We start from the raw sequence: 24,323 nt of genomic DNA on the forward strand, positions 1-24,323 counted from the left end.
GCCCTACTCAACTGTGCGGAGGTGGGACGACGAAATCGAATTCTAACGAATTACCGATTTCTGTCCCACTCTCTCTTAAAATAGATTCAAGATTTTACCTAAGAAATAAAGCAAAAGCAAGAGATAAGAGAGGGCTGCACTCATCTGATAGGTTCGGTTCATAAAACGAGCTTCCCCTCTTACTGGAAAGACATAAGCCAACATGACCCCAGCTACTAAGCCACCGATGTGCCCCGCCATACTGATTCCTGGCATGAAGCTAAAGATCAAATTGACCACAATCAAGCTGGTATAGGACTGACTCAAGTGGCGAATATAGGGACTTTGGACAATAAAGCGCAGCGCACCAATGGTCCCAAACAGTCCAAAGAGGGCTGTAGAAGCTCCTGCTGCAATCACATCTGGCGTAAAAATAGCAACAAAGACATTACCCATCATGCCTGATAAGAGATAAAGAGCTAAGAAAGCCTTCGATCCAAAGAGATCTTCTGCCAAACGTCCTAAGTAATAGAGGGTGATCATATTGAGCACAAAATGTTCTAGGCCGATATGAACAAATGTAGCTGTCACTATTCGCCATAACTGGCTAGGATCGACTTTCACAACCTCTCCAATAATACCACCGCTATAGTAAATAGCAGCACCTGTTTGGTAGTCGCCTCCAAATCGGATAAACATGGAAAGAAAGACTGCCGTTGTGACGAGCAACAAGAGGCTGGTCACAGGATAACGACGATCAAAGAGTAACTTCATAGACTAGCACCTCCTGAACTGCCTGATCAAACGTATCTGGCTGGAAATCCTTCTGCTGGATGGAATAAATCGTACTAACCGTTTTTCCAGTAAAATCTGCTAAATAACGATCATAATAGCCACCACCATAGCCAATTCGGTAGCCTTTTGACTGGAAGACCACGCCTGGTACATGGATCAGATCAATCTCTGACTGTTCCACAAGCTTTCCTTTTTCATTGGGCTCCAGCAAACCAAAGCGTGTCTTTTCCAAAATATTAGGATCGTATTCCACAAATTCCATTCGCCCTTGTGGATAGGTACGGGGAACACAGACGCGTTTTCCAAGTTGAAGAGCTGCTTGGATCAAGCTAGCTGTGGAAACTTCATGGTCAAAAGACAGATAGGTCGCAAGGGTCTTTGCCTCCTGAAAAGCTGGCAGCTCCAAGAGGCGCTGAGTCAGCTCTTCATCTGCTTGAGTTTTCACGGATTCTGGCAACTGTTTCATGGCTGCAATGGTTTCTTTTCGTAGTGTTTTCTTCATTCCCTACTCCTTTTGTCTAGCTTTAATTGTATCATTTTTTAGGAAAGATCCGAACAGTTTTTATACAACAAAATAAAAATCCAACTCCAGACGGAGTTGAATCATTCCTTTATTGGTTAGCTTTCATTTTCAAAAATTTACCAATGTTTTCCACAGCAAAGGGAAGGGCTGCTTCATTTGGGCTCATCTTTGGATGGTGCAAGGCATAAGGGGTATCAATTCCCAGCCAGAACATGACACCAGGGACCTTGCTCAAGAGAAAGCCGAAGTCTTCTCCTGTCATCGCAGGCAGAATATCAATCAGGTTCACGTCTTCCTCAGCTGTGAAAAAGTCCATGAGTTCTTTGGCCAATTCTGGTTGGTTTTCCACAGGCAGGTAGCCCCCTTGCTTAAGTTCCAGGTCCAATTTCACATCAAAGGCTGCTGCAACTCCTTCTGCAATGGTTTTGACCCGTTTTTGAGTCAAAAGGTTCATCTCCATGGTCAAGGTCCGAATGGTCCCATGAAGGAAGGCGGTCTCAGCAATCACATTATTGGTGGTTCCTGCATGCATGGAACCAAAGGTCACCACAGCACCTTCAATTGGATCGACATTTCGACTCACGACCGATTGGACTTGGGTAATGAAGTAAGAGGCTGCTACAAGAGCGTCATTGGCCTCATGTGGAAAGGCGGCATGCCCTCCCTTTCCTGTAAAGGTGATCTTGACTTCACAGGTCCCTGCAAAAAGAGTACCCGTATTGGTCGCAATGTCCCCCACCTTCAAATCAGGGCGTACATGCAGACCATAAAATTCATCAGGGAGCCAGTCGCCAAAAGCATTGTCCTTATACATGAGCATTCCACCAGCTTCGTTTTCTTCAGCCGGTTGGAAGAGAAAGAGCAGGTTATTTTTTGGTTGTACTTGGACCAGTTGATCCAAAAGTCCAAGGGCTGTCGTCATGTGCATATCGTGACCACAAGCATGCATCCGTCCTTCATGCTTGGAGGCAAAATCAAGGCCCGTTTGTTCCACAATCGGTAAGCCATCGATATCCGTCCGCCAACCAATAGTTTTTTCAGGAGCAGACCCATGGAGATACACCAGGATCCCGGTCCGCCAAGTCCGTTGCTCTACAAAGTCTTTGCCTTCTGTGATCTCTGCGATTCGCTCTAAGAGGTAGGCTTGGGTTTCAAATTCTTCTAATCCAATTTCAGGGATTTGGTGCAAATCCCGTCTGATTTTGATTAAGTCCAATGTCATCGTTATCTTCTTTCTATTAGAAGAGGCTGGGACAAAAGTCCTAGCCTCTCAATTGTCTTTGAATTGTCGAGCAAGACGCAGTGGTTGAGTGGGCTCTACTACGCTGATTTCATCAGCTTTTACAGCCCTACTCAACTGTGCGGAGGTAGGACGACGAAATCGAATTCTAACGAATTACCGATTTCTGTCCCACTCTCATTTCTATCTTACAAATTGCGCAAAGCGTCTTCCAAGGCTGTTTTTTGTTGTGTTTTTTCGTCAATTTCCTTGATGATGCGAGCTGGGACACCAGCTACAACCACATTTTCAGGGACATCTTGAGTAACGATCGCTCCAGCGGCAACGACTGAACCGTTTCCAACTTGAACTCCTTCAATCACAACAGCATTGGCACCGACCAAGACATTGTCCCCAATCCGAACAGGCTCCGCAGAAGCTGGCTCAATGACTCCCGCAAGAACGGCACCCGCACCGATATGGCTGTTTTTACCAACAGTGGCACGACCACCAAGGATTGCCCCCATATCAATCATGGTTCCTGCACCGATTTCAGCACCGATATTGATGACAGCCCCCATCATGACTACCGCATTGTCTTCAATCGTTACTTGGTCACGGATAATAGCGCCTGGTTCAATACGCGCATTTAGGTAGCGTTTATCCAGTAATGGGACAGCTGAGTTACGGCCATCTTGTTCTACCACATAATCCTTGTTTTCAGTTAAGTTAGCCAGAAGGGGCTCGATATCTTTCCAGTCACCGAACAAAACATTGCCAAGCTTGGTAACAGAAGCAGGAACAGCTGTTGCCAATTCCCCTTCAAAGGTTACTTTCACATTTGTTTTCTTTTCTGCATTTCCAATAAAAGCGATAATTTCTTGTGCAGACATTTTTTGTGCAGTCATGAGATTCTCCATTCATTTCAATTAAAGGTATCCATATTATACCACAATCCTAGTGAGATGGACACCTAAGGCGACGTGGAAGTTGATGTCGCTGAATCTTCTAGACCCTTGATTTCACTGATGGTACGATTGCTTCCAAAGTGAATAATGACTGAGTGCGAATCAGAAAGTTTATAGTAAAAGATTAAGAAGGACTCTGAACTCATCATACTCGACCAAGAAACACGGCTAGGAATTCCGACTGTATTCACAAGATCTGCATAGCTGGTTCCTATTTTAATATTGGCAAAATCCTCTCTATTCAAACTGCCATTTTTATTGGCTAATCGCTCACTGTTTAAGTTCTCAAAATTAAGAGAAGATAGACGGCTACTAATCATATTTGAAAGCAAAACAGATACAGAAGAAGGGGATCCTTCAACCTCATAATCCAAGCTTGTCATGAAAGGACCGACACTACCCTCTTGGTAGGTTTCTTCCCCACTACTAGCCTTGCCCAGTACAGCTACCACATCCTGCGGAGACAGATAAGTTGAAGAGGTACGACCTTGATCCCCCTCACTTAAACCAGGAATCAGGGAAATCGCCTTCTCATAGGTCACTTGAAACTGAAATTCACCTTCCGGTGCAATCAAGGTACTCGTACCACTCTTCAAGGTTTCCTTTCTGGTTCCATAAGACAGGCCAGGACTTCCGTATTCACTAGTAGTAGAAGAAGGATGTTCCTCACTATGGATACCTCCTGAAGCTAGATAGGCAAATAATCCCAGCATGGCCAATAATCCAAAAAAGGCTGCCAGCGAAGACCCTCCACTATGAGAGGAAGGAGAGTAGGTTTTCGCCCTATCCGATTGGGAGTCTAGTACCGTTTGTCTTGGTTCTGAATGCCTGCCTCCCCCTATTGAAGCCAGGTCAGCTTCTGAAATCAAGCGGCTCCCACCCTGGTGCTCTACTTTTTTCTCAGCTGAAGGAGACTGCCCTATTGTATCTTGTGCTGGTGTTTCTGACCTTGCTTCTTCTGTTAGTGGTGTAGCAAGAACGACCTGAGCTGATTCGTCTTCAGGTGTAGCAAATGAGCCTTCCTTTGGATCATACGATTCCTCCTTCACACCAATCGCTGGTTTGTCTTTTCGTTCCTCTTCTTGTTTCACCTCTTCCTGAAAAGCAGGGACTTCTACCACTTCTGGCTCTTTTGCGAGCGTATCTTCTAGCTTCTCAGGACTTCCTTTTTCTAAGGGTGCTTCTTTCGGCTGGCCTTTCGAAAACCGACTCTGGTGCTCATTTCGTAGATGCGACCAGTCTTTATTTCGCATTGTCCTCTCCTTTTATTTAAAATGCTTCGGCTGATTTTTTTACTGTGCTGTAGATGTAGAGGAAGCTGGTGTGGTCGCTACCTCTTTCGATTTGATATCCTTGATGGTTTGCCGGCTATCAAAATGGATTTGAACCGTTTGAGAATCCGATAATCGATAGGTAAAGGAAGGCGCTTCCCCGTAACCTAAAAGCCCAGATACATATATTTCATCCGGAATCCCTACCGTATTGAGTAGGTCTAAATAAGGCATTCCGACCTTGATAGTGGCAAAATCGTCCTTCGTCAAGCTCCCATTCTTATTCGCAAATCGGTCACTTTTTAAGTGTTTCAAACTTAAAAGAGAGATCCTGTAAAAGGCACCTGTTTTTTCAAGAAGAACCTTCCCATCTGCATCCTTTGATTGATAATCTAAGGTCAGCAAAAAGGGACTAGAACTGCTACCACTATACGTTGCTTCCCCACTCCTTGCTTTACCTAATGCTGCAACGACATCTTGTGGATCTACCGTCCCAAAAGAGGTCTTTTTTTCTTCCACTGCAAAATTAGGAATGAGAGACATAGCCTTTTCATAGGTTGGCTGAAATTGAAATTCATTAGCTGAGGCGATATAAGAACTATTTTCACTGGTCAGATATTCCGTTCTGATACCATCACGTGATAAACCATTGATCCCCTCACTCGAAGAAGATGAAGAAGAGCTTTTATTAACTTCGTTTTGAAGCACAAACACAAAAGCCATAAACAAGGCGAACCACCCAAAAAATCGCAAAAGCGAACCAATCCCCTCTTTTGAGGAAGAAGGGGAAGACTCCATCGTATCTGAATGGCTTCTAGTATCCTGATGATTGTCCATCCCTATTGAAGCCAGATCGGCTTCTGAAATCAAGCGGCTTCCACCCTGGTGAGAGGAAGCTGCCTTGATGTCTGTCCGTTGATCGTCCAATGATGTCTCCTTTCTTATACCAACACCAATTTCTTGGCTTTTTTCTTGAATTCCATCACCACTTCTGGCTGCCCTGGCACCTGGTAAGTCGCGCGATAGCCCATTCCGCCATCTGGCATTTCCCCCCAGACCAAGCGTTGAGGATTTCCTAGTTGCTTAATGAGCTGGGCGAATTCTGTACCTTTTTTCTCTTTTTCAGTAGTGATTTCTTTCTCACTGCTTGTCTTCTCTTTTGCGTCCAACAAATTCGTCGCATCCACTGTCGTCAAGCGATACCCCTGGTCTTTTTCCTGTTCAAACCACAAGGTTACACTTTTCTTGCCCTGATCGGTTTGCTTAGCTGCATAAGTCAAGACAAGAACGGTTTTTTCTCCTTGAGCTGTCTTTGTATACTTAACTTTTTGGGCTTTTCCCCATTCCGTCACAACTGTTTCCAAGCGGGTTCCTGGTTGCTGACTCTGCTTGAGACGAACTTTCAAATTCGCCACAGCTTCGATGGTCCATTTAAACTGTTTGATTTCTTGTTCCTTGCTGACCAAATTCTTGTAATCCTTTGGCTGGAAATAAGTCAGTGTTTGGTCCTCCTTGGTATCGGTTCCTTGCTCTTGCACCTGGATGCTTGCAATCGCAAGTAACAATCCTAAAACAAAACACAAAAACGGCAGCAAGAGTTCTTTTCGATTCTTTTTCATCCACTCGATCATCTGCTTCACCCCTTCTTCGTCAAACGATACTGACCACTATGGTCACGTTCAAAGGTTAAAGAGACCAGTCCATCTGTCACCTGATAAGACAGGGCTAGGACTTGCTTGTCCTTTTCAGAGGTCAAACTAAGAGAATTGGGAAGACCTGATTTTTTCAAGACATCTTCTACTGCTGTCCCCTTTTCCTTTTTTCCATCTAGTGTCTGATAGCCTGTAAAATCTGCCAGTTTTAAGTTCTTTTTGCTCTGATAGTGAGCCGACTTGGGCGCAAAGCCTTGAATCGAGCTCAAATAAAAGGTATCATCCTGCTTTTGAAATTCTATGGTATAAGGATGAATCCCCTGCACAGGAGTCCCATAGCCTAGCTGGACTTGCGTTCCAAAAGTCGTATCTTCTTGTGTAAAACTCGCTGCTTTTCCAATTTTTTTGACGAATGCAGATAAAGTCACCCAATTTTTTTGTGTCTTCCCTTCTTCCCTTACAAGCTCCAATGACAACAAGTCTTCTAAAGCCGGCTCTTTGGAAGAAGACGCAACAAATTGCTGGCTGTCTTCTTGCATGCGAGACAAACTCAACAAGCGATCTTTGGGCAAGGTTTTCACTGGATGAATCATAAACACCAAGCAAACACCAACCATAAAAGCCAGCAAAGCACTTGCAGCTTTTTGGAGGATCCGCTTATGATGTTCTATCCACTCTTTCATTTCTTCCATCCTTCATGCTCTTTCTATTCAAACTCTTTCTATTGTATAGAAAATTAGCGTATTTGTCTCGTCTTATCCCAAAAAAGAGGCGCTTGCCTCTTTCTTGTCTGATCCTTTTAGTAGCTGTCTTTACTGCTCAAGAGAAAATCTCCATTTTCTTGGCGAATAAAGGTCAAATCCACGTAGTCCCCATTTTTCTTTTGGAAGTCCATGACCAATTCTATCTCGTCTGAATCATCAGATAAACTCACCGTCAGATTGACTGCATCACCGTATTTTTCTAAAAGCTCTTTGTAAGAGGTCCCTCCAGCACCGGTTTCACTATCTCCAACCTTGAACCCATCTGCAAAGTTATCCTCAACCGTAAGATTTTTCCCAAATTGATTAAATTCAAATTTGACAAGCTGGAATTCTTTCCCTTTCTTAGAGTAAGTCGCTTTTACCTCTTTATTATAAGAGTTATCATCCCAAAATAATTTCAATTCTCCACTTTCAAATTGAACGGAGCTAGCTTTCCCATAAGCTTCAATCATTTCCTCAGGAGTCTCCCCAGCATCACTTCCTGTTAAAAACTGAAGTTGCTCGATATCAGACTGTTTCCAGCTAAAATCAACTTCCGCGTCTTCTGCGGTCAATTGATCCAAATCGATATTGGAAGACGAACCAGACTGGTTACCTGACCAAGAAGTCTGCTTTCTAGATGATGACGTGCTAGGGCTAGCATGACCAATCAAATAGCCACTGACTCCACCGATAAGAAGCCCAACTAAAATCCCAAGGGCAAAACGAATCGCCTTCTTGTCTGCAGTATCCATCGGTCTTCCAACAGGAGAAAGAGGAGCTTGTGGAATAGGTGTCTCAGGAACAGGCACTGTTTGCGGACCAACTGGCTCAGCTGCCATGTTTTGAGGAGCTTGAGGCGCAGGTTGGAATGGAGGAGTCGGTTGGGGAGCAGCAACTACATCTGGATGTTCTCCAACAGTTGCTTCATCCACCTTTGGAAGCTCCACTGCTTCTGAAATAGCTGGCTTGTCTGCCTCTTCTTTCATTGCTTCCGTCTCCGTCACTGAAAGGCCACTAGCTTCTGGAACGACCAAGTCTTCGGCTTCTTCTTTTGGGACAAAGGCTGGCGCAGCCACATCAAATTGAGGCGCACCCTCTACGGGAGTATGTTTCATAAATTGTTCTTGATCTTTCTCGGACATTTCGAATTCTCCTTTTTATTCTTCTCTTCTACTATAACATAAAACCAAGCAAGGACCAACTCCTGTCTTGATAGACTAAAAAAGATCGGAGAGATATCCGACCTTTTAGAAACTTATCTTAAAATTTCTTGCGAAGGGAGACAATAGCAATCAGTTAACCATATGATTGAGAAACATAACTAGATCGTGTTTTTATAATTGATTCCAGGGGACAAAAATATGAGTTTGTTTAGCAAGTAAAAAAACGACCTCTTGCGAGATCGTTTTGTCTATTGATTAAAGACGAGCGTTGAGTTCTGCTCCAAGTTCTTCAAATCCTGGTTTACCAAGAAGGGCAAACATATTTTTCTTGTAGGCTTCAACACCTGGTTGGTCAAATGGGTTGATCGCGTTCAAGTAACCTGAAAGGGCGATGGCCAACTCGAAGAAGTAGATGGCATAACCAAGAGTGAAGGCATCTTGCTCAGGAAGAGTTACGTACATGTTTGGCACGTCACCGTCTGTGTGGGCAAGAAGAACACCGTCAGTTGCTTTTTTGTTTACAAAGTCAACGTCTTTCCCTTGAAGGTAACCAAGTCCATCAAGGTCTTCTTCCAATGTAGGGATGATCACGTTCTTACGTGGTTTGTCCACACGGACAACTGTTTCAAACATGATACGAGTTCCTTCTTGGATAAATTGACCCAATGAGTGCAAGTCTGTTGAGAAGTTTGCTGAAGTTGGGTAAATACCTTTTTGGTCTTTTCCTTCTGTTCAGGCACACCTTATGGATGCATCTGCTGGAAATTCCCTTGCACTGGCTGGCTAGTTTGATTGACTTCAAGCTCTTTGCGCTTGACCTTGACCGTCTTTTTCTGGCATGCTTTTATCCTTATAAATTTTGTTGATTTGTCATATTGCGAAAACATTGAAAAACAATGACAAATTTTACAATATTAAAACATAAATTATTTTCCCTATCAAAAAGGGAGTGGGAAAGAACTTCAAACAAGTTAAAAAGTTCATCTTCCCACCCCCGCACAGTTGATCAGGCAATCTTTGGGGCTTAAAAAGCGAAGGAAGATGCCAATCAACCACCGCGTCATCTATTTTTTCTAATTTAGACCCAGAAGCCTGGACTTTTTGTCCAAGCTCTGAATCAATTTTTTTGACTTTTATGTTTCTAAATTGCTTGATTTTAAATTTTGTTATGGTCAAGCAGTTTCGAAAATCTGAATGGTAGAGTCCTTTTCAATTACTACTGCTTGGTCTGCTGCAACATGGAGAGTGCCCGGCAGGCTGCCCTCTTTTGAACCATCAAAAGAAATCGTGATATGGCCCAGTCCAGTTAAATTTTTTTCTACTACATTTCCTACGGCAGTAATCGAATATTCCTGACTATCTACCACCAGCTTTCCACCTTCTAGTATTGCACCTAGAAGATTTTTGTTATCGATTTTAAAACAATACTCTGCTAAGTCTTCCGGAGCTTCTTCTCCAAACAAAATGAGCATATTGGCATCTTGAATCATATTCTGAGCTTCAGGCCCCACTTGAATTACTTTAGCTTCAAAAATTTTCTTCATCTAATTCCTATTCATCCTTTCTCAAATCTGTCATAAACTTATGCTTATAGATAAGTTTAACATAATAGTTGCTATGTTTACGTGCATCTATCAAAGGTTTACTGATAAAGGCCAATACTAGCTATCCAAGCTACTAGCACCCGCGGAACACCATTGAGAAAGCGTGAATAAAGCACAGAAGGGACACCAACCTCAACTGTTTCAGCCTTGGCTTCAGATAGACCGAGTGCTACAGGAATGAAATCACAACCGTTTTGAGTGTTGATAGCAAATATAGCTGGCAGAGCCATTTGGGGCGGAATATTCCCTTTGCCGATTTCAACTCCAATTAAGGTTCCAATAATCTGACTGATAACAGCTCCGGGGCCTAACAAAGGAGATAGGAATGGCAAGGAACAGATAAAGCCAATCAAAATGAGTCCCCAGATGTTCCCAGCTAGGGGAACCATTAATTTTGCCAGCCAATTTCCAACACCTGAACCTTGAATAACCCCAATCAGCAAGGAAACAAAGGCCATGAAAGGAATGATCGTGTTGAGCATTGTTTGGATGGCTTCACGAGCAGCCTGGTTGAAAGTCGCAACGACCTTCCCAGCGCCCATCCCAATTCTTGCTACAATACTTGTTTCAGCTTTTTGCTCTGTAATTTTTTTACTAGTATCGTAAGTTGGCTTTTCTGTTACCACAGTTGTCGCTTTTTCGTCTTCATTAGCAGCAGAAATTTGATTAAGGCCAACTGCTGACACATAGATTTCCTCGGTTATATATTGAGCTAGAGGCCCACTTTTCCCTGTAGCTACAATATTTATTGTAGGGATCCCCTTTTTAGGATAAATACCACAGCGAAGAGTACCGCCACAATCCACGATTGCTAAAGCAATTTCCTCATCTGGGATAGAAGTTTTAAACCCATTAACAGCTTCCATACCGGTCAAATCAGCAATTTTATCCACAATATCTGGCTTTTCTCCTCCGCCAGTGATATAGATGAATTTATGCTTAGCTTCACTAGGTGTAATGACCAAAGGTCCTCCGAAACCGCCATTTCCTTTAACAACTTTTATACTCTTATATGACATAATTTCACTCTTTCTATAAATCAAATGTTTTACTCAAGGTAACACCTTGCTGTTTTGCTACATAAGCAGTTGTAAAATCGGTCACCCAACCGCCTACAAAGTTCATGACAAGCCCAACAAGCATGTAACGAATGGCTAAGTCCATTTGACTTAAACCTAAAGTTTGAATTCCTGTTGCAATTCCCATCCATACAAACAATTCCCCAGGATTGATATGCGGAAATACACCATTTGAAGTATGGCAGAACTGCATCTGAGCTGCTACAAAACTAGGTTTATAATATTCTGGTAAGAAACGTCCCATACTGATTGCCATCGGATTCCCCAGCATAAAGGCTGAAATGAAAGGTAAAATCATATACCGGCTAACAGGATTTTTGGCAGAAATCTTAGCCAGGGAATTGACCTTCTCTTCTCCCAAGAAAGCGATAAGGGTATTCATTGCAATCAATAGCATTAAGACAAGCGGTACAATATTTGTCATCCAGCTAATAAAGGTTTCTCCACCTAATTGGAAGAGTTTCATAAAACTCTCTGCAAAATTTGTAATGTGATTCATAAGGAACTCCCTTTCTTATTTTTTTTAAATAACTGTTTAATAGATAATTGTAAGTAATTCGCATAAAAGCCGAATCCCAGAAAAGAATCAGATGAACTTGTCTCTTTCTCAATACCTGCCTCATGCCAAAGATAGACTTTTCTAGCATCTTCTATGGCTGATTGCATCAACTTATTTTCTTTTCTCACAAGAGGATTATACTTGTCAAAATAATGGATGTCTTCTCCAACATAATCGTCCATATTTTGAAAACGTGCTAAGATTGTGACTCCTTGCATTTTGCTAGCTTTAAGAACCCGACCGTTTTCATCAACCGCGAACATGACAATCGTACCGGATTTGATTCTTCCGGACTTCCTGCCAATCGCTACGCGCCCCAGTCTTCGGAGCATCGTATAGGTCTTATTGAAGTCTTTGAGTTGCTGCCAGCCGAGGAACATTTGAAATATATAAGCTGCCATGACAAATACAGCGAAAATTATTAGCGAATTCATTAAAATACTCCTTTGCTCTTAGAAAATGATAGAAACTCTGTCTCTGTTTCTACAGCCCTCAAAGCTTCTTTTAGAGAAGGCTCTCCTGCAATTCGAAAAATGTCGTCATACAATTCCAGCAATTCACTCTCCATTTTGCTTTCAATTTCTGAGGGAATGGCGACTAGAAAGATAAATTCAATCCAATCATCTCCTTTTTGATAAGGCTCTTCTAGCTTTCCAAACATTAAAATAGTCTTTGCATAACCCTGGTTAATTGTATGGGGGAAGGCAATTCCTCCACCAAAAATGGTTGATTGTTTTTTCTCCCTATCAATTATCCGATTTCTAAAACCTTCATCAATCATCTGAAGTTTCTCTAACTCTGCAACCATATTTAGCAAGTATTGCTGATAGGTTTTTTGGGGACTCAACCGAAGAAAACGTAAGCTGACTGTTTCTAGATTTTTTTGATGAAAAGCATTGGCCCTCTGCCATTCTTCCCGCAGCCATTGATCATCAAAAAGATGATTAACTTGAATGACTGGAGATTTAGAATCTTTATATTTTAGAGGAACTGTCGTAAAAATCGCGAAATAGTCCTGATTCAAATCCAGATTAAAATCCTCTTCAGAATACTGAGTAATGTCTACATCATTTCCAAGGATTCGTCTGAGTTGCTGAATAATCATCGCAGCAGTTCCTCTTCCTGTTGTGCAAACTACTGCTATCTGCTTGCGAGAACCATTTACAACAGAGTTTTGCTTTCTTAAAATCATTTCAAAATACAAAGCCAGATATCCGATTTCAGATAATTCCAATTCAGAACCAAAAATTGCAGACAGTTCTTCTCCAGCAATTTTCGCCATTTCAAAAGCAAAAGGATATTGAGTTTGAACCTCGCCATGGAATATATCATTAGCTTGCACATGGAAAATCAGTCGATTGATTAAGGGGCCTAGATGAGACTTGATTTCTTCAAATAATTCTTCATCATCAAAGTTAACCAACATTGTTTCTTTGACTTTCTTGACAATCCCTTGAAAAATGTTTGCAAGCTGTTCAGATTGATAAGACGGCTTGCTTAAAGTGTCAATAAAACGGATATTAAACGGAAAACACAAAAAGTCTATTTCAAACTGACTGAGGGAAATCTTATAAGTCATCTCAATATGATAGATTAATTTTTCAACCAAAGGTGTCTCTGTTAAATCATTCCTATAGTAAGGAATAGGGCAACTCAACACCCTAGATGCATAAATACGCTCCACCATAATTGAAATTGTCTTTCGAAGGAGTTCCTTTGTTTCTTTCGGGATTTTATACTCCTGGAGTAGCGTCTCCAGAAAAGAAGATGTTGCCTCGGTGAGTGTCTTTCCTTCAAAGTAAGGGGCCACTTGGTGAATATAGAGCAAGCGCAAATTCAGCTCGGACCCCAAGACCTCCAGCCCACGGTTGGGCTTTCCTGAAATAGTGATAGAGTAACTCTCTGCCAAAGATTTTACTTGTTTTAAATCCTTATTAAGGGTACTTCTACTAACACCTGCCTCCTCAGCCAAGTCGTCAATAAGAAGAGGGGAGGTTGACTTAATTAAACGTTTTAGTAAATAGGCAATTCTTTTACTGGAAGAATTGAAGTCACTCTCCCGTTTTAAACTACCAGATAAAATCCTTTCCAACTCAGTATAGTCATACACCTCTAACATTAACTTATCATCTTGTGAGATAATCTGGATACTCGGAGCCAAAACATCATTTAATTGTTGGATACTCTTTTGCAAGGTTTGCATACTAATATCCAGCTCTGAGCGCATATCTACCAAGGAATAAGTTGGCTGTGAGACCATTTTTTCTAAAATGTTATACCATCGATTTACTATGGTCAACTCTCTTCCTCACCTTCATTTTTTTAACCGCGAGTTTTCCCCCCGGCAATATTTGTAGTGACTCCAGTTATATAGCTAGAACGGTCTGAAATATAGAATGCTACAAGGTCAGCTACTTCCCGTAGTTTACCACTTCGTCCCAAAGGAGTTGTTGAAGTTGAAGCATAACCAGCTCGAATATCTTCTACCGTCTTTCCACGGGTATAAGCAAGAGCTTCCTCATAAGAAAGAGTTCGAAGTCCCGTAGCTTCCATAATTCCTGGAGCAATTCCAACCACACGTACACCATGCTTACCCAGCTCTTTTGCCCATGAACGAGTGTAACTATAGACTGCTGCTTTTGTGGCAGCATAGGCACTTTGTCCTTCAGAACCTTCCAAGCCTGCTTCTGAAGCCATGTTCACAATTACACCTTTTCCATTTTTCACTAAAATACGTCCCACTGCCTGACTAACCAGATACAAACCTTTTTGATTAATCATCGTTACTTTTTCGAACGTCTCATCGTCCAATTCGTAAGGACCTTTAGGATTTTCTGCATCGATTAATAATCTAGGGATATTAATCCCTGCATTATTGACCACTGCATCAATATTGCCAAATCTTTCAACTATTTTGGCAACACCCTCTTCTACTTCAGAGCGAGAAGTTACATCAACTTTTACAAATAATAGATTTGGATGACGCAAATCGTTGTCGCTAAGATCGAAATTCGCTACATTGACACCTAATTCCAGCAATTCTTCAACGATTGCCTTACCGATCCCAGATGACGCGCCAGTCACAAGAACTGTTTTGCCTTTTATGTTTAACCAATCATTCATTTTGATACCTCTCAAATTTTATTTACAAGGCAATTATACAGCGCTTTCATAAAAGAATTAAGACACTCTTTTTTATACTGTTCAAAAAAATAATAAACTAATTATGAGGCTTGTACTAAAAAATCCACAAGAAATGAACTTGTGGATCTCTTTTTATACTCTAAATGAACTCAAGGCATATAAGAATCAAAGGCGTGCATTCAGCTCAGCACCCAGCTCTTCAAAGCCTGGTTTTCCAAGAAGGGCAAACATGTTTTTCTTATAAGCCTCAACTCCAGGCTGGTCAAATGGATTGATACCATTCAGGTAGCCAGAAAGAGCAATAGCCAACTCAAAGAAGTAAATAGTGTAGCCCAAAGTGAACTCATCTTGCTCAGGCAGTGTCACAAACATATTTGGAACTCCACCATCAGTGTGTGCTAACAGCACTCCATCTGTAGCTTTTTTATTGACAAAGTCAACATCTTTTCCTTGCAAGTAGCCAAGACCGTCCAAGTCTTCTGCCAATTCAGGAATCAGCACATTTTTGCGAGGTTTATCTACACGTACAACTGTTTCAAAGAGGATACGGGTACCTTCCTGGATAAATTGTCCCAGAGAGTGCAAGTCTGTTGAGAAGTTGGCTGAAGTTGGGTAAATCCCTTTTTGGTCTTTCCCTTCTGACTCACCAGCCAGTTGCTTCCACCACTCAGAGAAGTATTGTAGAGATGGTTCATAGTTAGCTAGAACTTCTGTCAGATAACCTTTACGGTACAAGATATTGCGTACAACTGCATATTGATATGCTTCATTTTCAGCCAACTTATCAGAAGCATAAGCCTTGCGAGCAGCATTTGCTCCTTCCATTAACTTGCTGATATCAGCCCCTGCAGCTGCGATTGGCAAGAGTCCCACTGCTGTCAATACTGTAAAACGACCACCTACACTATCAGGCACTACAAAAGTATCCCAGCCATTAGCATCTGCTTCAACCTTAACTGCACCTTTAGCGCGGTCTGTAGTTGCATAAATCCGTTTATTTGCTTCTTCCTGACCATACTTCTTAACCAAGAGTTCTTTGAAGACACGGAAAGCAATAGCAGGCTCTGTAGTCGTTCCTGACTTAGAAATAACGTTGACAGAGAAATCTTTGTCTGATACATAGTCTACCAAATCAGCCAAATAGCTTGAAGAAATAGAATTTCCAGCATAGAGGATTTGAGGTGCCTTGCGTTCTTCCTTGCTTTGTAGATTTACAAAAGAATTATTCAAGAAATCAATAGCTGCACGAGCTCCTAAATAGGAACCACCAATACCGATTACGATCAATACCTCACTATCAGATTGGATTTTAGCAGCAGCCTTTTGAATACGAGCAAATTCATCTTTGTCATATTCTTCAGGCAAGTTCAACCAGCCAGTCATTTCTGCCCCAGGACCTGTACCATTTCGCAGAGCAGAATCTGCAGCAGTCACTTGAGGCTGCATATAATCTAGTTCATGTGGTGCTACAAATTTATCTAACACCTTTGAGTAGTCAAATTTAATATGTGACATGTTTATCCTCCAATTGTTCTTTTCTTTTATGATAACGCTTTAAGAAAAAATAAGCAAGTGCTTTCACTATTTTAAAACGTTTACATTTTATATTCTATACTATTTTTCTAAATAAGCTAACCTTAGGACATAACCGAGAGCACTCGTTTGCGTAAGACAACAAATTTTAGGCCTATTGAGAAGAACAATTTTGATTGACAAGAAAACAAATACGCTTCTTAAGATTGGATGTCAGCTGAATTCATTTCAGGTCCGTTCAAACTAGATTCGCTGCTCCAATATTCATCTGCACCTTTTAGGCTTGATTCATTATACTTCGGAACCTAGTTCTCACTTTGTTCGAACTGCGTCAATGCACCTAAGTTCATCCGCGTCCGTTGGACTTGATTCACTAAGGGCTATCATAGGTTTACAGCTTTTTCCCTAGCGGGAAAAACTGCATCCATTGCTCTAGGATTCTTCTGCGTCCCTTGGACTTGACTCATCAAGAGCAATAGAAAAGAGCACACAGTTCACTTCGCTTAGGGCTGCTGGATTCCTCCCCTGACCCGCTTCACGCAGAACTGTTGCTCCGATAGGTATTATATCATAATTTGTTCGATTTGCAAAGGTCCGGTTTTTATTCTTGTGTTTCGGCCTTGGCTGCGAGCTTGGCTTGTTTTTTTCGTTCCCGACCTTGGCGGAAGAAGGTCTGCATGATGGCTGCACATTCTGCTTCCAAGATTCCTGTTTCTACTTCGACTCGGTGATTGAGGCGTTCATCTGCCAAAATGTCGTAGAGACTACCTGCTCCACCGAACTTCTGATTGGTCGCCCCGTAAATCACCTGGGGAATCCGAGCTAGACCAATGGCACCACTACACATGACACAGGGCTCAATCGTGACAAAAAGCGTCGTATCCAGCAGGCGCCAGCTATTTTCACGCTGATTGGCCTCCTCGATCGCCATGATTTCCGCATGCATGACCGCCCGCTGCAGCTCCTCACGCGCATTATGTCCACGCCCGATAATCTGACCATCCTTGACCAAGACACAGCCAATCGGTATTTCATCATTGGCGAGGGCAATCTCCGCCTCCTTCAGGGCTTCCCTCATAAACATCGCTTTTTCCTCTATCGTGTAGTCCATCTCTTCCTTCTTCCTTTTAGTTTCTTTGTTCATTATACCATAGGCAGCTTACGACTCACAAAAAAAGCCGCCGATTGGGCGACTCTTATGGGAGATTATTATGAAAAAGTTTAGGAGGTTTAAACAAAGTTAGGAGGTCTTTGTTTATGCTTCTAGTATAGCTGGCCTATCTTAAATAAAGCTTAAGTTCTCTGAGTATTGATGATTTTGGAAATATCACCACTTAGAATCTCAAAAATATCTGACAAATTGCTGGCTTACTACTATCCGCTTTGTCGCAGAACCAACTATTGTGGCATCGCTCATCCTTTACGTAACTCAAGGATTTGGTCATAGCGCTCTTCTTCATCAATATGATGGGCTATTTCTAGTACCGTGATCGGCAAAGAAAAGATTAGGTCTCTAACCAGACGACTATTTTTTTCGTCCAAAGCTGATGTCACTTCGTCCGCTAATAAAATATCCTTCTCGCGTAAGAGAAAACGAGCCAACTCTAATCTGACACGCTGACCTCCTGAAATGTTTTCACCATTATTATGAATTTCTACATTCAAAATATCCTGAAATTCATCTATTAAGCCAACTCGGTCCAATACCTCCAATAATTCATGGTCCTGAAAAGGCTGACCAAAAGTTAGATTATAGCGGATAGTATCGTTAAACAGGAAGGGATGCTGGCTAATTAAACCGATATTCCCTTGGAAATGACTCGTTATTTGATTTCCATCATACTGAACGAAAATGTCACCCTCATCACATACTTCTTCTCCTAAAATCAAGCGAAAAAGAGTCGTCTTTCCAGACCCGCTCGGTCCTTTGATTAAGACCTTCTGACCTACTGAAATCGTCGCCGTCAAATCAGAAAAAAGCTGACGTTCAGCAAAACTTTTTGAAATATGATTTAAGCGCAACGATTCGAGATTTTCAACAAATTGATCCTTTGTCTCTTCGAAATCAGGTTCTTCCTCGATAATCTTAAACAGGCGGTTCGCAGTCGGCAAGGCACCTTGGAGATTGGCTGCACTGTACATCAGAGTTTGGATCGGTTCTACCAGCATCCCCGCAGCAACATACATAGAGATGAGGCTTGTAATAGAAATAGAATTTCCCTGTAAACTCAAATAAAAGCCTAAAGCAAGAGGAACAACCTGACTAAAAAAGACCATAAATCCATTAAAGAAAAAAATAATATTATGTGTGAAACAAAATCTTTGGATGGCTTTTTGATATTCTCCGTTTAAATCATTCACGCGCTCTTCATTCAGCCTCATGGCCTGATTAATCCGTAAGGTTTGGCTGCCTTGCATACTATCCGAGACAAGCCCATGTAATTTCGTTCTAAGCTTGGACCAGCTGTCTCCCGAATCTTGTAAACGACGATTCATGATGAACTGAGGAATAGGTCTCATAATCGTAAAAATGACAAAAATAAGTCCTAAGAGAAAATTTTGTGAAACAATATAAATGGCTGTAACAAGGGCGACAAATCCCCAACTCACCATAACATTTATATTTTCCAAATAATTATCGCCCACATATTCCATATCTTGAGTTAGCAGACTAACTTTTTCATCATTGGAAAATTTAGGATTCAATATGACTTTCTTAAATAAAAGGGCACGGACACTTTTGTTGATTTCTCTTCGGAATATATTGTGCGAATAGTTTGAAAACAGCATCAGACTATAAATAACAAGATAGACAGACAAACCAAATAAAACAAAATTGAGAATTTTTCCATAAGAAAGGCCGTTTTGATCTAACTTCAAGGCCTTCGTTAAAATCAGAGGTTGCGCCAACACCAAACCACTATTCACAATACGCCCTAAAAAAATAGGAAAAAGATACTTCTTATCAATGTACTTATAAATATTTCTCATAATTATCATCCATCAAAATAGAGGGCTAGCACAACCCTCTTCTCTAATTTATTTAAAATCGTGATTATTTACAATCACAATTATAGTTAAATACTCTAGGTTTAGCATTCATTTTGTCATCGAATTTGTTATTCACTTTAACCTTCACCGAAAATTACAATCTCCATGTGTCAAAATTGTTAGTTCCAATAATTCAGCATCTGTATCGCTTATTTTAGATAGATACTTTTCGACCTCATACTCACTCTCACTTAAATATTTATTTTTATCAAGATAAGCATGAAACTCTTTCCTAATCACATCATTGCTGTCGACTACTCTATTCAATTCATTCGTAAGAAAAAATGAATGATTGGTTTTAGTATTAAAATACAACGTACCATCATCAGTACTATATTTTAATATATATCGTGACAAATTCATATTATCACCTCTTAATCTGTGTGACTTAACCTACAGTAAGTATACACCGATAGAAATATTAAATAAAGCAATATTCAGCAGATTAGAAAAGTTCCAACTTTTAATATTTTGGAAAAGGTTATCCTATAAAAGCTGCAATTTCGCCAACTTCTTGAGCAATATAGGTGGCGCCGGCTTCTTCCAATTCTTCCCTGCTTCCAAAGCCATAAAGGACACCGATAGAATCAAGCTTTTGCGCTTGAGCGCCAAGCACATCGTGCTCCCTGTCTCCAATCATGATGGTATGCGCCAAATCTGTAATCCCATTTTGCTCCAAGGCATACTGGATAACATCGCTTTTTTTACTACGTTTTCTATCCATGGTCGCACCAGCGACAAAGTCAAAATAATCATACAAACCAAAGTGTTTGAGAATTTGAATGGAAAATTCTTCAGGCTTTGACGTAGCTACAATCAACTGTTTGCCAGCCTGCTTGAGAGAAGCCAGCAAGTCAGGAACGCCTAGATAGACCTCATTTTCATAAAGGCCTTTTTCGGAAAAATACTCATGATAGTAGTCAATGGCCTTTAAATATTCTTCCTTAGAAAATCCATAAAAGCGCTCAAAAGACTCCTGCAAGGGCGGACCGATGAAAACTCTCAATGCTTTCTTGTCTGGCACTTGAATCCCATATTTTCCTAAGGCATAGGCCACCGAGTTGGTAATCCCTAGTTCTGAATTGGTCAAGGTGCCGTCTAGGTCAAATAAAATCGTTTGATACATTTTTTCCTCTTTCTGCTTTCAAAAAGAGGCTGGGACAAAAGTCCTAGCCTCTCAATTGTCTTTGGATTGTCGAGCAAGACGCAGTGGTTGAGTGGGCTCTACTACGCTGATTTCATCAGCTTTTACAGCCCTACTCAACTGTGCGGAGGTGGGACGATGAAATCGAATTCTAACGAATGACCGATTTCTGTCCCACTCTCTTATCTTCATTTGCTTATAAACTAGACCAAACACTTTCCAAGATATTGGTTTGCTCGCGACCTGGTCCGACTGAGAAGGTCGAAATGCGGACTCCAACCAGTTCGCTGACACGGCGAACATAATTGCGGGCATTTTCTGGCAGGTCTTCTAGGCTGCGGACACCAGTGATGTCTTCTGACCAACCTGGCAATTCTTCATAGATCGGCTTGCAGCGCTTGAGCTGCTCCAGACTTGCTGGGTAGTAATCGATGCGTTCTCCATCCAAGTCGTAGGCCACACAGATTTTCACTGTATCCAAGCCTGATAGAACGTCGATCGAGTTCAAGCTAAGGTTGGTAATTCCTGAGACACGACGGCTATGGCGCATGACAACTGAGTCAAACCAACCGACACGACGAGGACGACCGGTTGTTGTCCCATACTCATGGCCGACTTCACGGATCCGATCCCCCACTTCATCAAAGAGTTCCGTAGGGAATGGGCCATCTCCAACACGGCTGGTATAGGCTTTACATACACCGACAACCTTGTCGATCTTGCTTGGGCCGACACCTGATCCGATGGTCACTCCACCTGCAACAGGGTTTGAGGAAGTAACAAATGGATAAGTTCCTTGGTCGATATCCAACATAACCCCTTGGGCTCCTTCAAAGAGCACGCGCTTGCCGTTGTCCAAAGCATCGTTCAAGATGACAGAAGTATCCGTTACATATTGCTTGATTTGTTGACCATATTCATAGTATTCTTCGAAGATATCGTCAAATGAAAGAGGCTCTGCATCATAGAGCTTGGTAAATTGACGGTTCTTTTCTTCCAAGTTGATACGAAGACGTTCCGCAAAGACATCACGATCCAAGAGATCCGCAATCCGGATTCCCACACGCGCAGCCTTGTCCATGTAAGCTGGGCCAATCCCTTTAATCGTCGTTCCGATCTTGTTGTCTCCTTTAGATTCTTCTTGGAGACGGTCCAATTCGATATGGTAAGGGAGGATGACATGGGCACGGTCTGAAATGCGTAAACTATCCGTTGTCACACCTTCTTCATGAAGATAAGCCAACTCTTTGACCAATGATTTAGGATTGATCACAACCCCATTCCCAATGACAGAAATCTTTTCAGGGAAGAAGATACCTGAAGGAATCAAGTGCAACTTGAACTTTTTGCCGTCGATCACGATGGTGTGACCGGCATTGTCCCCACCTTGGTAGCGAGCAATGACTTCTGCATTGGCTGATAGGAAGTCAGTAATCTTCCCTTTTCCTTCATCACCCCATTGGGTTCCTACTACAACTACTGATGTCATAATTCTTTTTCATATACCATAGATAGGATGCTATCTATGCCTTTCTTCAAACTAAGGGCAGGAGTCTCACCTGCAAGTTTGTCTTACACTCTATTATAAGCAATTTTTGATGTTTTTTCAAGATCCACTCAGCTATCGTTTATTTTTCTCCTTCCTTTTTAAACTAACTTCTCTATGAAACTCGTCTTTTACTTGGAAATTGCTTCTTTCTAGAAATAACGTTCGGAATTTTCTTTTCTTCTTGCCCTTCTTCTGAAACGACTGATTTTCGGAATTCTCCTTGTCCCCACTTTGCTTGATTTGTGCTAAAATAGTAGGTATGGACAAAATTATTAAAACTATCTCAGAAAGCGGCGCTTTTCGTGCCTATGTACTAGACAGTACAGAAACCGTACGAACAGCCCAAGAAAAACATCATACACAAGCTAGCTCCACGGTCGCACTTGGCCGTACCCTCATTGCCAGTCAAATCTTAGCAGCAAACGAGAAAGGAGATACTAAAATTACGGTCAAGGTCCTTGGGACTAGCTCACTCGGAGCCATCATCACCGTGGCAGATACCAAGGGAAATGTTAAGGGCTACGTGCAAAATCCTGGAGTGGATATCAAGAAGACGGCAACTGGTGAAGTCCTGGTGGGACCATTTGTCGGAAACGGAGAATTCCTGGTCATCACTGACTATGGTACGGGAAATCCTTATAACTCCATGACCCCTCTTGTCACCGGTGAAATCGGAGAAGACCTGGCCTTTTATCTGACGGAAAGCCAACAAACACCTTCTGCAGTTGGACTCAATGTCCTGTTGGATGACGAAGACAAGGTCAAGGTGGCTGGTGGTTTCTTGCTCCAGGTTTTGCCAAATGCCAAGGAAGAAGAAATCGCGCGCTTTGAAAAACGCATCCAAGAAATGCCTGCCATCTCCACACTTTTGGAATCTGAAGACCATATTGAAGCTCTTCTTGCCGCTATCTATGGGGATGAACCTTTCAAACGTCTCTCTGAAGAAGAACTTCGCTTCCAGTGCGACTGTAGCCGTGAGCGTTTCTTGAACGCTTTAGCAAGTCTGCCAGCTAGTGATCTAAAAGAGATGAAAGATGAAGATCACGGTGCAGAGATTACCTGCCAATTCTGCCAAACACACTACCACTTTGACGAAAATGACTTGGAGGAACTCATTCGTGACAAATCTTAATACGCCATTTATGATCGGGGATGTCGAAATCCCTAACCGTACCGTCCTAGCCCCAATGGCCGGAGTGACCAACTCAGCTTTCCGGACCATTGCCAAAGAACTGGGGGCAGGGCTCGTTGTGATGGAAATGGTCTCTGACAAGGGAATCCAGTACAACAATGAAAAGACGCTTCACATGCTCCATATCGATGAAGGAGAAAATCCTGTATCGATCCAACTCTTTGGAAGTGACGAAGATAGCCTCGCACGCGCAGCTGAATTTATCCAAGAAAAAACCAAGACCGATATCGTTGATATCAACATGGGTTGCCCGGTGAATAAAATCGTCAAGAACGAGGCTGGTGCGATGTGGCTCAAGGATCCAGACAAGATCTACTCCATCATCAATAAGGTTCAATCTGTCCTTGATATCCCCCTCACTGTTAAAATGCGGACGGGTTGGTCGGATCCTTCCCTAGCAGTTGAGAATGCGCTCGCTGCTGAAGCTGCAGGTGTCTCTGCCCTTGCCATGCATGGACGGACTCGGGAGCAAATGTATACGGGTCATGCGGACCTTGAGACCCTTCACAAGGTTGCACAGGCCCTGACCAAGATTCCTTTCATCGCAAATGGAGATATCCGTACGGTTCAAGACGCCAAACAACGGATCGAAGAAGTCGGTGCTGATGCGGTCATGATTGGTCGCGCTGCTATGGGGAATCCTTATCTCTTCAACCAAATCAACCACTACTTTGAAACAGGAGAAATCCTGCCTGATTTGACTTTTGAAGACAAGATGAAGATCGCTTACGAACACTTGAAACGCTTGATCGATCTCAAAGGTGAGCACATTGCCGTTCGTGAATTCCGTGGCCTCGCCCCTCACTACCTCCGTGGTACCTCAGGCGCAGCCAAACTCCGTGGCGCCATCTCGCAAGCTAGCACTCTGGCTGAGATTGAAGAACTCTTACAATTAAAAGCATAGAAACAAAAAAAGCAGGACCTCATGTGAGGTCCTGTACTATTTTTTAATAAGTTAAGCAATTCGGCAAAGAAATATAAATATGTTTTAATTTTTTGAGCGAATCAAAAAATTACCGAAACTTTCCGCTGTGAGAAAAGTGCCTGAAACACGATTTTTTCAGGCACTCGGGAGTTTTGAGACCTTAGGCTCAAAACTAAGTCATGGAACTTCTTCGAAGTTCGCTGACGTCCGTACTCACCTAAGGAAAG

General features: G+C 42.1%; 23 protein-coding genes, 1 other RNA gene and 1 pseudogene. 2 read left to right on the forward strand and 23 right to left on the reverse strand.

Annotated features, from left to right (window positions below; all coding sequences use genetic code 11):
- Positions 1–75: 75 nt before the first annotated feature.
- From P5Y91_RS05745 to P5Y91_RS05855, 23 genes and pseudogenes are all read right to left on the reverse strand, one after another.
- Positions 76–753, reverse strand: a complete 678-nt coding sequence (locus P5Y91_RS05745) for a rhomboid family intramembrane serine protease (protein ID WP_049486372.1) — start codon at positions 751–753, stop codon at positions 76–78.
- A complete protein-coding gene (locus P5Y91_RS05750; protein ID WP_049486373.1) occupies positions 737–1,276 on the reverse strand; it encodes a 5-formyltetrahydrofolate cyclo-ligase in 540 nt (179 codons plus the stop codon). Before P5Y91_RS05750 ends, P5Y91_RS05745 begins: the two co-directional genes overlap by 17 nt.
- Positions 1,277–1,385: 109 nt before the next feature.
- Positions 1,386–2,519, reverse strand: a complete 1,134-nt coding sequence (locus P5Y91_RS05755) for an N-acetyldiaminopimelate deacetylase (protein WP_277839149.1) — start codon at positions 2,517–2,519, stop codon at positions 1,386–1,388.
- A 206-nt stretch (positions 2,520–2,725) separates the two neighbouring features.
- A complete protein-coding gene (gene dapD, locus P5Y91_RS05760; protein WP_003016885.1) occupies positions 2,726–3,424 on the reverse strand; it encodes a 2,3,4,5-tetrahydropyridine-2,6-dicarboxylate N-acetyltransferase in 699 nt (232 codons plus the stop codon).
- Positions 3,425–3,489: 65 nt separating this feature from the next.
- Positions 3,490–4,737 carry a hypothetical protein gene (locus tag P5Y91_RS05765; protein WP_277839150.1) on the reverse strand — a complete coding sequence of 416 codons (1,248 nt, stop codon included), beginning with the start codon at positions 4,735–4,737 and terminating at the stop codon, positions 3,490–3,492.
- A 39-nt stretch (positions 4,738–4,776) separates the two neighbouring features.
- Positions 4,777–5,682 carry a hypothetical protein gene (locus P5Y91_RS05770; RefSeq protein ID WP_118396328.1) on the reverse strand — a complete coding sequence of 302 codons (906 nt, stop codon included), beginning with the start codon at positions 5,680–5,682 and terminating at the stop codon, positions 4,777–4,779.
- 14 nt (positions 5,683–5,696) lie between these two features.
- Positions 5,697–6,386, reverse strand: coding sequence for a hypothetical protein (locus P5Y91_RS05775; RefSeq protein WP_118396326.1), 690 nt, complete (start codon positions 6,384–6,386; stop codon positions 5,697–5,699).
- A gap of 5 nt (positions 6,387–6,391) precedes the next feature.
- A complete protein-coding gene (locus P5Y91_RS05780) occupies positions 6,392–7,099 on the reverse strand; it encodes a hypothetical protein (protein WP_118396324.1) in 708 nt (235 codons plus the stop codon).
- 107 nt (positions 7,100–7,206) lie between these two features.
- The gene (locus tag P5Y91_RS05785) at positions 7,207–8,295 is read right to left on the reverse strand and encodes a hypothetical protein (RefSeq protein WP_118396322.1); all 1,089 of its coding nucleotides are present in this window, start codon (positions 8,293–8,295) and stop codon (positions 7,207–7,209) included.
- A gap of 276 nt (positions 8,296–8,571) precedes the next feature.
- Positions 8,572–9,048 (reverse strand): annotated as a pseudogene (locus P5Y91_RS05790) (phosphoglucose isomerase-related protein); the annotation flags it as partial.
- Between the two features lie 440 nt (positions 9,049–9,488).
- Complete coding sequence (locus P5Y91_RS05795) at positions 9,489–9,860, reverse strand: PTS glucitol/sorbitol transporter subunit IIA (protein ID WP_008808177.1); 372 nt, start codon at positions 9,858–9,860, stop codon at positions 9,489–9,491.
- A 98-nt stretch (positions 9,861–9,958) separates the two neighbouring features.
- Positions 9,959–10,939: a PTS glucitol/sorbitol transporter subunit IIB gene (gene srlE, locus P5Y91_RS05800; RefSeq protein WP_020992831.1), complete on the reverse strand. Its 981-nt coding sequence runs from the start codon at positions 10,937–10,939 to the stop codon at positions 9,959–9,961.
- A 13-nt stretch (positions 10,940–10,952) separates the two neighbouring features.
- Complete coding sequence (srlA, locus tag P5Y91_RS05805) at positions 10,953–11,498, reverse strand: PTS glucitol/sorbitol transporter subunit IIC (protein ID WP_001015684.1); 546 nt, start codon at positions 11,496–11,498, stop codon at positions 10,953–10,955.
- Complete coding sequence (locus P5Y91_RS05810; RefSeq protein ID WP_001086645.1) at positions 11,495–11,992, reverse strand: transcriptional regulator GutM; 498 nt, start codon at positions 11,990–11,992, stop codon at positions 11,495–11,497. The genes srlA and P5Y91_RS05810 overlap by 4 nt, the downstream gene beginning before the upstream one ends.
- Positions 11,992–13,818 (reverse strand): BglG family transcription antiterminator, encoded by a 1,827-nt coding sequence (locus P5Y91_RS05815; RefSeq protein ID WP_080981318.1) that lies wholly within the window; start codon positions 13,816–13,818, stop codon positions 11,992–11,994. Before P5Y91_RS05815 ends, P5Y91_RS05810 begins: the two co-directional genes overlap by 1 nt.
- A gap of 62 nt (positions 13,819–13,880) precedes the next feature.
- Positions 13,881–14,681: an SDR family oxidoreductase gene (locus P5Y91_RS05820; RefSeq protein WP_001000837.1), complete on the reverse strand. Its 801-nt coding sequence runs from the start codon at positions 14,679–14,681 to the stop codon at positions 13,881–13,883.
- A gap of 186 nt (positions 14,682–14,867) precedes the next feature.
- The gene (locus P5Y91_RS05825) at positions 14,868–16,217 is read right to left on the reverse strand and encodes a glucose-6-phosphate isomerase (RefSeq protein WP_008808173.1); all 1,350 of its coding nucleotides are present in this window, start codon (positions 16,215–16,217) and stop codon (positions 14,868–14,870) included.
- 485 nt (positions 16,218–16,702) lie between these two features.
- Positions 16,703–16,798: signal recognition particle sRNA small type (gene ffs, locus P5Y91_RS05830), an RNA gene on the reverse strand.
- Positions 16,799–16,836: 38 nt separating this feature from the next.
- Positions 16,837–17,346 carry a tRNA adenosine(34) deaminase TadA gene (gene tadA / locus P5Y91_RS05835; RefSeq protein WP_003016809.1) on the reverse strand — a complete coding sequence of 170 codons (510 nt, stop codon included), beginning with the start codon at positions 17,344–17,346 and terminating at the stop codon, positions 16,837–16,839.
- A 302-nt stretch (positions 17,347–17,648) separates the two neighbouring features.
- A complete protein-coding gene (locus P5Y91_RS05840; protein WP_003012890.1) occupies positions 17,649–19,226 on the reverse strand; it encodes an ATP-binding cassette domain-containing protein in 1,578 nt (525 codons plus the stop codon).
- Between the two features lie 144 nt (positions 19,227–19,370).
- The gene (locus P5Y91_RS05845) at positions 19,371–19,649 is read right to left on the reverse strand and encodes a hypothetical protein (RefSeq protein WP_257738351.1); all 279 of its coding nucleotides are present in this window, start codon (positions 19,647–19,649) and stop codon (positions 19,371–19,373) included.
- Positions 19,650–19,767: 118 nt separating this feature from the next.
- Positions 19,768–20,412 carry an HAD family hydrolase gene (locus tag P5Y91_RS05850; RefSeq protein ID WP_118227768.1) on the reverse strand — a complete coding sequence of 215 codons (645 nt, stop codon included), beginning with the start codon at positions 20,410–20,412 and terminating at the stop codon, positions 19,768–19,770.
- Positions 20,413–20,626: 214 nt separating this feature from the next.
- The gene (locus P5Y91_RS05855) at positions 20,627–21,919 is read right to left on the reverse strand and encodes an adenylosuccinate synthase (RefSeq protein WP_118227767.1); all 1,293 of its coding nucleotides are present in this window, start codon (positions 21,917–21,919) and stop codon (positions 20,627–20,629) included.
- A 319-nt stretch (positions 21,920–22,238) separates the two neighbouring features.
- Between P5Y91_RS05855 and hslO the strand changes: the two genes are divergently transcribed.
- Complete coding sequence (gene hslO, locus P5Y91_RS05860; protein WP_014714025.1) at positions 22,239–23,111, forward strand: Hsp33 family molecular chaperone HslO; 873 nt, start codon at positions 22,239–22,241, stop codon at positions 23,109–23,111.
- Positions 23,098–24,075, forward strand: coding sequence for a tRNA dihydrouridine synthase DusB (gene dusB, locus P5Y91_RS05865; RefSeq protein WP_182280156.1), 978 nt, complete (start codon positions 23,098–23,100; stop codon positions 24,073–24,075). The genes hslO and dusB overlap by 14 nt, the downstream gene beginning before the upstream one ends.
- Positions 24,076–24,323 lie beyond the last annotated feature (248 nt).

It is taken from the genome of Streptococcus taoyuanensis (assembly GCF_029589235.1).
Taxonomy (GTDB): domain Bacteria; phylum Bacillota; class Bacilli; order Lactobacillales; family Streptococcaceae; genus Streptococcus; species Streptococcus taoyuanensis.

Bases quoted from the DNA above. Each gene is read 5' to 3' on its own strand.
- dapD (WP_003016885.1), bottom strand. From the start codon at position 3,424: ATGACTGCACAAAAAATGTCTGCACAAGAAATTATCGCTTTTATTGGA.
- P5Y91_RS05755 (WP_277839149.1), bottom strand. From the start codon at position 2,519: ATGACATTGGACTTAATCAAAATCAGACGGGATTTGCACCAAATCCCT.
- P5Y91_RS05845 (WP_257738351.1), bottom strand. From the start codon at position 19,649: ATGAATTTGTCACGATATATATTAAAATATAGTACTGATGATGGTACG.
- hslO (WP_014714025.1), top strand. From the start codon at position 22,239: ATGGACAAAATTATTAAAACTATCTCAGAAAGCGGCGCTTTTCGTGCC.
- P5Y91_RS05750 (WP_049486373.1), bottom strand. From the start codon at position 1,276: ATGAAGAAAACACTACGAAAAGAAACCATTGCAGCCATGAAACAGTTG.
- P5Y91_RS05855 (WP_118227767.1), bottom strand. From the start codon at position 21,919: ATGACATCAGTAGTTGTAGTAGGAACCCAATGGGGTGATGAAGGAAAA.
- srlE (WP_020992831.1), bottom strand. From the start codon at position 10,939: ATGTCATATAAGAGTATAAAAGTTGTTAAAGGAAATGGCGGTTTCGGA.
- P5Y91_RS05820 (WP_001000837.1), bottom strand. From the start codon at position 14,681: ATGAATGATTGGTTAAACATAAAAGGCAAAACAGTTCTTGTGACTGGC.
- tadA (WP_003016809.1), bottom strand. From the start codon at position 17,346: ATGGACTACACGATAGAGGAAAAAGCGATGTTTATGAGGGAAGCCCTG.
- P5Y91_RS05825 (WP_008808173.1), bottom strand. From the start codon at position 16,217: ATGTCACATATTAAATTTGACTACTCAAAGGTGTTAGATAAATTTGTA.
- P5Y91_RS05780 (WP_118396324.1), bottom strand. From the start codon at position 7,099: ATGGAAGAAATGAAAGAGTGGATAGAACATCATAAGCGGATCCTCCAA.
- srlA (WP_001015684.1), bottom strand. From the start codon at position 11,498: ATGAATCACATTACAAATTTTGCAGAGAGTTTTATGAAACTCTTCCAA.
- P5Y91_RS05815 (WP_080981318.1), bottom strand. From the start codon at position 13,818: ATGGTCTCACAGCCAACTTATTCCTTGGTAGATATGCGCTCAGAGCTG.
- P5Y91_RS05765 (WP_277839150.1), bottom strand. From the start codon at position 4,737: ATGCGAAATAAAGACTGGTCGCATCTACGAAATGAGCACCAGAGTCGG.
- P5Y91_RS05745 (WP_049486372.1), bottom strand. From the start codon at position 753: ATGAAGTTACTCTTTGATCGTCGTTATCCTGTGACCAGCCTCTTGTTG.
- P5Y91_RS05840 (WP_003012890.1), bottom strand. From the start codon at position 19,226: ATGAGAAATATTTATAAGTACATTGATAAGAAGTATCTTTTTCCTATT.
- P5Y91_RS05810 (WP_001086645.1), bottom strand. From the start codon at position 11,992: ATGAATTCGCTAATAATTTTCGCTGTATTTGTCATGGCAGCTTATATA.
- P5Y91_RS05785 (WP_118396322.1), bottom strand. From the start codon at position 8,295: ATGTCCGAGAAAGATCAAGAACAATTTATGAAACATACTCCCGTAGAG.
- P5Y91_RS05775 (WP_118396326.1), bottom strand. From the start codon at position 6,386: ATGATCGAGTGGATGAAAAAGAATCGAAAAGAACTCTTGCTGCCGTTT.
- P5Y91_RS05850 (WP_118227768.1), bottom strand. From the start codon at position 20,412: ATGTATCAAACGATTTTATTTGACCTAGACGGCACCTTGACCAATTCA.
- P5Y91_RS05795 (WP_008808177.1), bottom strand. From the start codon at position 9,860: ATGAAGAAAATTTTTGAAGCTAAAGTAATTCAAGTGGGGCCTGAAGCT.